Annotated in this window: 11 protein-coding genes; 6 read left to right on the top strand and 5 right to left on the bottom strand. The window is 34.2% G+C overall.

Features of this window, described 5'->3' with window-relative positions; genetic code table 11:
- Positions 1–10: 10 nt before the first annotated feature.
- The 4 genes from T367_RS23715 to T367_RS0105675 all read right to left on the bottom strand — a co-directional run bounded on the left by T367_RS23715 (position 11) and on the right by T367_RS0105675 (position 3,026).
- Entirely contained in the window at positions 11–874 is an 864-nt protein-coding gene (locus T367_RS23715; RefSeq protein WP_027418974.1) for a DUF350 domain-containing protein, read from the bottom strand.
- A 6-nt stretch (positions 875–880) separates the two neighbouring features.
- On the bottom strand, positions 881–1,504 hold the full coding sequence (locus T367_RS0105685; protein ID WP_211252688.1) for a hypothetical protein: 624 nt from the start codon (positions 1,502–1,504) through the stop codon (positions 881–883).
- Between the two features lie 92 nt (positions 1,505–1,596).
- Positions 1,597–2,142: a DUF4178 domain-containing protein gene (locus T367_RS0105680; RefSeq protein WP_027418972.1), complete on the bottom strand. Its 546-nt coding sequence runs from the start codon at positions 2,140–2,142 to the stop codon at positions 1,597–1,599.
- The gene (locus T367_RS0105675) at positions 2,139–3,026 is read right to left on the bottom strand and encodes a hypothetical protein (RefSeq protein ID WP_211252687.1); all 888 of its coding nucleotides are present in this window, start codon (positions 3,024–3,026) and stop codon (positions 2,139–2,141) included. The genes T367_RS0105680 and T367_RS0105675 overlap by 4 nt, the downstream gene beginning before the upstream one ends.
- A 178-nt stretch (positions 3,027–3,204) precedes the next feature.
- On the opposite strand from T367_RS0105675, the gene T367_RS0105670 reads away from it, so the two are divergent.
- Complete coding sequence (locus tag T367_RS0105670) at positions 3,205–3,843, top strand: carbonic anhydrase (RefSeq protein WP_027418970.1); 639 nt, start codon at positions 3,205–3,207, stop codon at positions 3,841–3,843.
- A 98-nt stretch (positions 3,844–3,941) separates the two neighbouring features.
- Here T367_RS0105670 and T367_RS0105665 read toward each other — a convergent pair whose 3' ends face one another.
- Positions 3,942–4,406 carry a hypothetical protein gene (locus tag T367_RS0105665; RefSeq protein ID WP_035842653.1) on the bottom strand — a complete coding sequence of 155 codons (465 nt, stop codon included), beginning with the start codon at positions 4,404–4,406 and terminating at the stop codon, positions 3,942–3,944.
- 171 nt (positions 4,407–4,577) lie between these two features.
- Between T367_RS0105665 and T367_RS0105660 the strand changes: the two genes are divergently transcribed.
- Genes T367_RS0105660 through T367_RS0105640 form a run of 5 tightly spaced genes read left to right on the top strand, consistent with a single transcriptional unit; the run spans position 4,578 to position 10,155 of the window.
- Entirely contained in the window at positions 4,578–5,396 is an 819-nt protein-coding gene (locus T367_RS0105660; RefSeq protein ID WP_027418968.1) for an SDR family oxidoreductase, read from the top strand.
- 50 nt (positions 5,397–5,446) lie between these two features.
- Entirely contained in the window at positions 5,447–6,589 is a 1,143-nt protein-coding gene (locus tag T367_RS21525; protein ID WP_051568380.1) for an extracellular catalytic domain type 1 short-chain-length polyhydroxyalkanoate depolymerase, read from the top strand.
- A 51-nt stretch (positions 6,590–6,640) separates the two neighbouring features.
- On the top strand, positions 6,641–8,530 hold the full coding sequence (locus T367_RS0105650; protein WP_157454137.1) for a hypothetical protein: 1,890 nt from the start codon (positions 6,641–6,643) through the stop codon (positions 8,528–8,530).
- Positions 8,531–8,574: 44 nt separating this feature from the next.
- Complete coding sequence (locus T367_RS0105645) at positions 8,575–9,258, top strand: hypothetical protein (protein WP_027418966.1); 684 nt, start codon at positions 8,575–8,577, stop codon at positions 9,256–9,258.
- A gap of 3 nt (positions 9,259–9,261) precedes the next feature.
- Positions 9,262–10,155 carry an alpha/beta hydrolase gene (locus T367_RS0105640; protein WP_027418965.1) on the top strand — a complete coding sequence of 298 codons (894 nt, stop codon included), beginning with the start codon at positions 9,262–9,264 and terminating at the stop codon, positions 10,153–10,155.
- The last annotated feature ends 94 nt before the right edge of the window (positions 10,156–10,249 follow it).

Genomic DNA, 10,249 nt, shown 5'->3' with positions numbered 1-10,249 from the left:
AACTAATCAATTACAAATTCCAACACCATATGAAAAGTAGAGCCCCTCCAATATAGGCTCCTGCTTCAAACATACCTAACCCCACATTCGGTACATCTTGATTAATCATTTCATCCGTTATTTTTCTGTGCTTAGAAATAAACGCCTTTTCTACAATCAAACGAATCAATGGAAGGATGATAATTCCACCCAATACATCAATACCAATACTGATTAAAGAATCGACCCAAGAAGTATGTTCAATTTGAAAACCTGCATAAATCAATATAGCAAATGCCACCTGAGCACCAGCTGCACTGATTGCAACCGCTATATTTCCTTTATAAATTTCGGTTTTAGCATTAAAAGGTGTCGTCAAATTATAATACACAAAACCTATTGACGCGATCACCAAAGCAAAAACTAAAAATACCGCCGCTTGTATCGGTCTATCCACTTCGGTTAACATTACACCGCTAATAATAATCCCCGCACTTAGATAATTCCCTCCTTTTAGAACACCGATTGCAATATTCGTTTTTTCTATTACTTCATCCCATAATTTAAGAGACGTATGCACGAATCTATCCATGATGATAGTGATGATGTTTAATAAAAAAACACCAACTAATCCATAAGCCAAGGTATAGGTTATTTCTTGCAAAAAATGCCCACTACTTTCACTGTTCATTATTCCACCAACAATCAATAAAAACCCTAAGAAGTAGCAAATGTAAACAATGTAAAATGCTGTATTGTCTTTGTCTACTAGTTCTGATCCTAAGTTAATTTTAGGGTTAAACATCTTAAATATCAGCTTTGCAATAAAAAATAATCCAAGACAGATAATTAAAAACAAACCCGATTGCCAAGCAAACGCTAATTCTTTTTCCATAATATTTTATTTACCGAATCCTCCACCACCTCTTGTACTCGACGAGTATGATCCACGGTATGGTTTATCAAAATTCTTTTTAGTTAATCTTCTCGTATAAAACATAGGTCGCATTAAAAACCAATGTCTACTACTTGTTCCGTATTTTGTCGAATCTTTTGCGATTTGGTCCCCGTAAAACGGTCGGTTTAACTGGTATTTATCAAGAAAACGGTCGTATTCCCCTTTGGTGATATTTAATCCTGCCAAACCAAGTTCTCTTTCTAAAACTGATTCGCCATTTGATTCATGAAAACGCCAAACACGAGAACTATCCGTACTCTGAGTAGTTGATAACGATGACCATTGGCCATATTTATCATGCCCAACAAAATGGCTAAACCCTGGAGGAGTAACCAAATTATTGTATAAACCATCTCGGTTCTTTGAAAAAATTTCCATCCCTAAATTATCGACATGTAGTAAGAAAAAATCATCGTCTACAGTTGTCCAATCTGTTGTTTCTATATTGACTTTCGAACCTTCTTTTGGTTCAAATATTTTATATCTATGAACATAGTTTCCTTCGCGTAAATCCATGTCATAAAGTGTAATAGTATAAGCTTCTTTCTCTTTGAATTTATCCTTCATTATTTTGATGGGATTCACCGGTAAAACCTTTCCGCCACATGCAATCATCAAGATTGATAAGACTATAAACAATATGATTTTTCGTATTTGCATTATCGCGGAAGTATATTACTTATTTCGTGTAGCTTGAGTTTTTTACCAACGTAAACTTCCATCGAGTTATCCTCATATTTATTTATTGAAACTAGCGAATCATCTGAATCCGTTTGAAATAACCAATTCTGCATATGAAAGGTTTCTGTAGATGAACTTACTTTTGCAGAACCTTCTCCAGCGAAATAATAGGTATTACCTTTATACTTGAATTCGCGCTCTGAAATATCTACCTTTTTGCGAATATTATTCCTTGCCTCTGCCCAAACATCATTTAATTTTGCTTCCCAAAAAATACTCACTTGACTGCCCACCTTTTCGTAATTAAGGTACATTTTATCTTTACCATTAAAAATATTGAATTCTAAGTCCTTTACCCCATTATCCCAGGTATACACAACGACATCTTCAACTTCCCAACTACTCATATCATAATCAAATATGTACCCCTTCTTTAAATCAGGAATATCAAAGTCAATTTTTGTATCAGTTGTATCTTTGTTTGCATTACGAATTCCAAATAATCTTTTTATTAATGATATCATCCTAAATATGTTACTGCGTTATTACGAAAAAAATAAGTGGGCAATACTGTTTCATCTCCACCAGAAGCAAAACCATAATTATTAAATGCGGCAACCCAACAGCCAATGAATAAAACTAAAGCCACACCTAATGCATAATGAAATGCTCTATTCTGTTTCCAACTTCTCAACTTAGGCAAGACTGCCAACATATCCGAAAGAGATCCCAAATTTGGTGACGCAAAAAAAAGTAGAACAGACAATACCCCAAAGAGTATACTGTAGAATGGAAAATACATACCTCCAAAAACCATTTTACTTACTTTCGCTGTAAACAAACCATAGTTATTATTATGACTTATCGTTCGAATGTGATAAATACCTGCTTTTTGCAGCTCTAACTTAAATTCAACATTCAAATCACTATATAATTTAGTTCTATAATTTTCATCTTGATGTAATTCTTGCCATAAATCTTTATAAACAGAATAAACATGATCAAAATTTTCGTCTAAAATTTCAATTTCCAATTCGGAATATAAAGGAGCTTTATCTGTTGGTAAATTCTGTTTAATATTAAACTTATAAAGACCATTATCTGCTGGTATTTCTACTTCTCCGATTCCATTAAAATGAAAATTACTGACTTCATAAGACCGTGCACTAATAAACCATGACAGCAAAAACAGAATTGTTAATGAATGAATTAATAAGGCAAATGGAGCCAACCTTCTCATACGCCATTCGGAGTATTCAAAGAAAAAATATGTATCATCATTATTTTTCTTCTTCCCTTTTTTATTCGCAGCTTTTTCCCGTTGACGCTCATAAAATAGTCGTTGACGTCTTTGTTGCTCTAATCTAGCTTTCTGTGAACCTGAGTATTGGGCCATAATTCCCCGCAAGATAATGCAATTTCTTAAAACTCAAATTGAACTTTTCAGAAATTACTGTGCTACTCCAACGTTCTCTCTCCATCTTCTCTTTTGACTTCGATCTGATAATTCGTAAAAAATTATTTTTAAATTCAATTTATAACCTATCGATTTTGTACTTTCGAATCATACAATAAATAAACTATCGATGGCTGAAACAATCAAAGACTTACTAGTAGGAAATGTGAATTGGGCTGCAAATACAGCAAAAGAACGACCAGAATTTTTTTCAAAATTATCTGCAGGACAAACCCCCAAATTTTTATGGATTGGTTGCTCTGATAGTCGAGTGCCAGCTACTGAAATAACCAATGCGATGCCAGGCTCTATTTTTGTACAACGGAACATTGCGAATATGGTTGTACACACCGACTCTAACCTATTGAGCGTTGTTAATTACGCAGTAAAAGTATTAAAAGTAAAACACATTATTGTTTGTGGACATTATGGTTGCGGAGGAGTTAAAGCGGCAATGACAAATGACAAATTTGGATTTTTAGACAACTGGCTTTTGCACATTAAAGATGTTTATCGTTTGCACCAAAACGAACTTGACAAAATTGAAAAGGTTGAAGATAGAGAAAATAGATTCGTTGAATTAAATGTACTTGAACAAGTCAGTAACTTGGCCAAAGTATCATTCGTTCAAGAAGAATGGGACGCGGGTGAATTTCCTTATATCCACGGTTGGGTTTATAGCTTAAAAGATGGCTTAGTAAAAAACTTAAAGATGTCTATTAATAGTGCAAATGACCTAGAAAAAGTCTACCAATACCAGAATAAATAATTAATTATTACTCCTATTGTTCGAATAAAAACTGTAAGAATTTAAAACATAAAAAAAGCCGAAACGTATTGTTTCGGCTTTTTTTATGTTTGCTTATTTTAGAATGCTGCCGCTAATCCACCAAATAATCCGACTAGAAAAATCAATGCATAAAACCCTAGCATTATCACCATCAAAATGCCAATAAATTTATAATGAGATTTTAAAAATTCTAATGCATCTTCTAATACTTGATTATTCTTTGAAAGAATGGCGTGTTGAATTTTCACAGAAAAATTATACAGATAATAAATTGGGAAAAAATAAAGTGCTGTTACTCCCAAATAGATCAGACCTACAATTGTGGCATCCATATTCATTCCGCCGAAATTCCGACCAAGTGCTGAACCTGCCATCATCATGACCAACGAAGCAATTATCATAAACCCAACAACTATAAAACCAAGAATAGAAATAAATTTAGCCCATTTACCTGTTTCTTTTAAAAAGCCTAATGCTGTAGTAGACAACGCTAAATCATTACCATTTTCGTAATCATCAATTATCATTTCTCCGTTTTCCATTGTTATTATTTTTTTGTGAATTACTAAACTATAAAAATAAAAACACGAATGATAATTTCTATTACCAATAAATTAACAATAAGTGATGTAAATCAGGTTGAAAATTTCGTAAATTTGTAACCTTCAAATATTTATACTGACTCCCGTAATAATAGCTTATATTACTTAATAGTGAAAAAAACAAAAATAGCAATCATAGGATTAGGGTGGTTCGGACTGCCGCTAGCAAAGAATCTATATGATAAAAATTATGAAGTAATCGGGAGTACCACTTCTACAGAAAAATTTGCTGACCTCGTTAACCAGCCTTTCAAAGTACGGCGATTAATCATTAAATCGAACGGTATTGTTGGTAATCTAGGCCAATTTATTGAAAATGTAGATGTATTGGTGCTTAATATTCCACCGGATAGAAATAAAAGTCATGATGCTTATGGGCAACAAATCCAAACAATTTTAAATGTATTGGAAACTAAAACCAAAGTAATCTTTATTAGTTCTACTTCTGTTTATGGAAATTCGAATGCGTCAGTGAATGAATCTACTTTACCTGCTCCAATTAGAGCAGGCGGTAAAGCAGTATTGAACGCCGAAAACCGTATATCAGAATCATTAGGTAACCGCGCTACAATTGTTCGGTTTGCAGGATTAGTTGGACCTGACAGGCATCCTGGTCGTTTTTTATCGAAGGTAGATGATATCGACAATCCAAATGGGTATGTTAACTTAATCCACTTGGATGATTGTATACAAATTGTCCGTTCTATTATTGAACAAAGTGTATGGGGTGAAATAATTAATGGTTGCGCTGATGAACATCCTAAACGCGATGATTTTTACAATGCTGCAGCTTATAATTTAAGTCTTACTCCTCCTCAATTTAACGCGACAGGGAACAGTAGTTATAAAATTGTAGACAATTCAAAATCTAAATCATTGCTTTCAATGACATACCAAATGTCAAATCCTCTTGAATTTTTCTTTTCATAAACTAACCTTTATGACTTTTAAAACGTATTTAGATTAGATTTAACAATAAAATGCTACAAAAAACATATATATTCATCCTTTTCATTTTCAGCTTAAATGCTGGTTTTTCACAAACAACGATTATTAGTGGATTCGAAATGGATGGGCTAGAACGGACTTATCGTATTTATATTCCTGAAATTTATACTGACGGTTATGCCGTACCTCTAGTACTTAATCTTCACGGATACGGATCTAACGGGTTTGAACAAGAACTTTACGGTGATTTTAGACCAATAGCTGATACAGCTAACTTCATTATTGTTAGTCCGGACGGTGCCTTAGATGGCTTCGGTGCAACGCACTGGAATACTTTTGGTACTTCAAGTGTAGATGATGTGAATTTCTTATCCGCATTAATTGATACGGTTGCTTCGCGATATTCCATCGACCATTCTAGAGTTTATTCAACAGGAATGAGTAATGGCGGATTTATGAGTTATAAATTAGCCTGCCAATTAAGCGGTCGAATTGCTGCTGTTGCATCGGTAACTGGAACAATGACTGTGGCAGAATTTGATGATTGCATGACCAACCATCCAATGCCTGTAATGCAGATTCATGGTACGGACGACCCTACAGTCGCTTACGAAGGTTCTGCCTTTTTTAAATCTGTAGATCAAACTATTGAACATTGGGTAGATTTTAATGAATGTAATCCAGAACCAACTATTACTGAGGTTCCTGATACTGACGAATATGACAGTTCTACTGTTACTCATTTTCTTTATGAAGGAGGATTGTTAGGTAGTACAATTGAACTATATAGAATTAATAACGGTGAGCATACTTGGCCAGGTGCTGTGGATTATGGAATGGGAATTACGAATCAAGATATAGATGCTTCTAAAGAAATATGGCGATTTTTTAGCCAGTATACACTTGGCTATTTAACAAGTGCTGTCGAGGAAATTGAAAATTCTTCATCTGGTTTTACTTGTTTTCCAAATCCTTCGAATTCTGGACAAATCAATCTAAAATTCGATGAAAATACGGATCGAACTCTTAAAGTTTTTAATGGGCTCGGTGAATTAGTTCAAACTATTCAAACTGCATATTCTACTGTTGTTTTAACATTGCCAGAAAGCGGCATATACATGGTTCAAAGTACAGTTGGTAATTCTGTAATCACCAAAAAGGTTGTTCGAAATTAGGTTACTTTATTACATTTACAACATTAATGGTTGTATTTTGACGTAAACCTAATGAATAAGATATTTTTTCTATCCTTCTGCCTTTTTTTAACAAACCTTCAAGCACAATCCTTAAAGGATCTAACCCCAATATTTGGGAATAACTTGATTCAACTGAGTTCTTCGCACATTTCAAATAATAGCGTAGGAGCATTCAAACAATATCCTTCATCAACAGTAAAGGGCGAGATTACCGGAATTAGCAATGACCTTGAATACCTATCCTCTATTGATGAATCAATGGGTACATTGACTTCTGTAAGTTGGAAGTTTTTACGCACAGATTGGGTAACAAATAAAGAGTATGATGAATTCTGTGAATGGGTAGTTGACTCAATTTTTCGTGAAGCTATTTATAGAAATATTGATCCAGCAGGCACTAGGTCAATTGGAGATTGGCAAATAGAACGATTGTTATTACGTGAGAAATACTATACAAATGTTCAAGGAGAAGATTCTGCTTATTTTGATCCTAGGCTAAATGAATATAATAGACAACGATATTCGTTTGATTATAATTTTAATTGGCGAAAAAGAATAGATTATAGAGAAACAATTCCAATTTTATCAACCTTCTATACGAGTAATCAATTTGGCATCTACTTTTTCGAAGGTAAATTATCTGATGAAAGGATGTGGTTTTTTAAGCGTAACCGATTTGATCAAAACCCCATTCTTATTTCAAGAGATCGACAAAATTGGGCGCAAAATTCTAATCATCCTTTTGATTATCATTATAATCTAGCAAACCATTATTATAAGGATGAGCAATATGAAAATTACCCAGTACAGGGCGTTTTAGGGATTCAAGCAGAAGCTTATTTGGCTTATTTAGAAGATAAACTGCAAAAAGAGATTGACGCTAGAGAATTAGATTATAAAGTTCGTCTTACACTACCTCACAATTCAGAATTATATGAATCTTACCCGAACTATATAGACCAAAAACTAGAATTTAACATTGCAGAAAAAGATATGACTTCTCACTGGAGAATAACGAACAAAGAATACAAAATGTTTTTGAATGCTGTTAGCGACTCAATAATTCGCGAGATTTTATATCACAATACAACTTCAACGAATAATAAGCCCGTAGATGAAGAAAAGATCGCAAGTTTATTAAAACATCCTGATGTTTATTATGACCAAGCCAATCTTGAATGGAGAGAATTTGATCCTTCAGAACTATTACCAAATAGAGTATTATTTCCTTTTGATTATAATTTTAAATGGCATAAAAAGATCAACCCTGAAGCGTATTTACCTTTGCTTAGTCCGCTCTACAATAATAATGGTTCAGTATCAGATTTAAATACCATAATTAAGACCAAATATCGATACACCTATCATTGGCAAGATTTAAAGAGAATGGCTTTCATAGGCTATTTTGAGTGGAATGAAAACAATAAAGTTTATGAAGTAAATGATAGCACAAATTGGCATTGGAATGTACGCGAAAAAGATATGGGACATGGAATGAGAAGAACTATGAATTATGAAAAATTCGCAATTACAGAAAGCATAAATGTTTACCCTCAAATTAATTGTGTGAGCTGTAATGAGATCTGTAAACACAATCATAAAAGCACCTTTGAATCAACTCAACATTCAATTCAACTTTGCCCTGACTCCTTAATAAATGTAGCGGATTATGATTTCAAATCGAACCCGAATGACTTAGTTGAAGGCCTAACATATCCGCAAGCATTGGCTTTTTATAATTGGAAATTCTTGACCTCAAATCGACAAATCGATTTCGACGAAATTATTTACAATGAACGTCTGCCAAACGAGTCTGAATTTATAAAAATTCTGGCTGGTGAAAGGGTTGTGATTCCCTCTGAAGTTGTCCCTTATCCAAGTCCAATGTTCAGATATGTAATTCACCTTTACCAAAAATAACCCCTCTACTCACTTTAATTACCAATTTCTTCCTACCTTCAAGTATGAAAAATATTTGGATAATATTAACCCTCTTACCCATATTTGGACTCTACAATTGTGCGCCTTCTCGGTTTGTCGAACCGCTCGACAAGGGCGAAGTTTCAGTCGGTGCGCATTTAGGTGGACCGGTTATTGACTTCGGCGCACCTATTCCAATGCCGATCACTGCAATCGAATTGGGCTACGGCTTGGATTCAAATTTAACGCTACATGGCGCCTGGCATACAACAGCTGCAATATTTGGAAATTTTCAAATAGATGCAGGTGTCACTTTTAAACTACTCAATCAAAATAAATACCGGCCAAATATCTCGGTGAATCCTGGTTTTAATTTCATCTACGACTTCAATGATAAAGCGGCTAAGTTTTGGCCAACTGTCGATCTTAACGCTTATTGGAATTACGGGCAAAGGAGAAGTTATTTCTATATAGGGTTTAATAATTATTTCGAATTGTCTAAAACCAAAGCGAACGACCAAACGCAAACGGATCATTGGATTTTTAATCCTCAAATTGGACATATATGGAAAACCAAGTCTGATAAATGGGAGATCATCACAGAATTAAAATTCTTGGCTCCTTATAAAGATAATTCGTATGCTTTCATTCCTTATACCTCATTAACTGGTAAAAATGGAGCGAATGGTTTCTATTTAGGTGTACGTTATAAACTCGGAAAAAACTAGGTCATGAAAAAGAACTTTATCATTGCCATCAGTATTGCTTTACTTTTTATAGGTTGTAAAAAAGCCAATTTGGATGCCTTAGGCTTCCCCAGTGAAAAGTTAACCGAATACCAATTCGAGGCTGCAACGGACTACGAATTAGAAATTCCAGACGAATATAAATTAACTGCTGCTGATAGGAATTTAATACAACTAACATCGATTGACGAAGCAACTGGCGAATCCTTTGCTATTTATGCTGTTTATATTGGTGATTTGAGTAAGATTGCCGCTGACACTGTTATTTTATATGCGCATGGTCAATCTGCTCATATGGATAATTATTATTCGCGCGCTACTTTGTTAGCGAATGTATCTGGTCATATGAATTATGGGGTTTTAATGATGGATTACAGAGGTTATGGAATGTCTGAAGGGAATTCGAGCGAAGCTGGTTTATCTGAAGATGTGGATGCTTGTATTGATTGGTTAATAGGACAAGGTGTTTCTGCTGAAAAAACTTATTATTACGGGTATAGCTTAGGTTGTATTCCTCTGATCGAACGATCTGTCAATCGTACGGATTTTAAACCGCGTAAATTAATACTCGAATCGCCTTTGGCATCTGTTGCCAACCTCATTGAAAGTTCTTTATTCCTCGAGGTTAAACCTTCTTTCTTATCATCTTTAAAATTCGATAATGCCGAGCAAATAAAAAAGGTGGATGCACCTCTCATGTGGCTTCATGGTAAAATCGATGATTATGTAGCCATTCAAAATGGGGAATTGGTATTCGAAAATCATCCAGGACCTAAAGTGCCTTACCGCGTTGAAGGAGCGAATCATTCAAATATTCCAGAAATTATGGGCTTTGAAACTTATATTACTAACGTTACTTCTTTTATTCAAGATTTTTAACCCAAGAATAAGTTCCTTTATTTCATACTAAAAAATGTAGAAATGGCTATCTTTGTACAGCACACTTCAAACAGATTTAAGTTGGTGCAGCAAG

The sequence above is a fragment of the Crocinitomix catalasitica ATCC 23190 genome (genome assembly GCF_000621625.1).
Lineage (GTDB): Bacteria > Bacteroidota > Bacteroidia > Flavobacteriales_D > Crocinitomicaceae > Crocinitomix > Crocinitomix catalasitica.
Note: the sequence above shows the minus strand (reverse complement) of the source record. Positions and strands in the feature narration are given on the sequence as shown.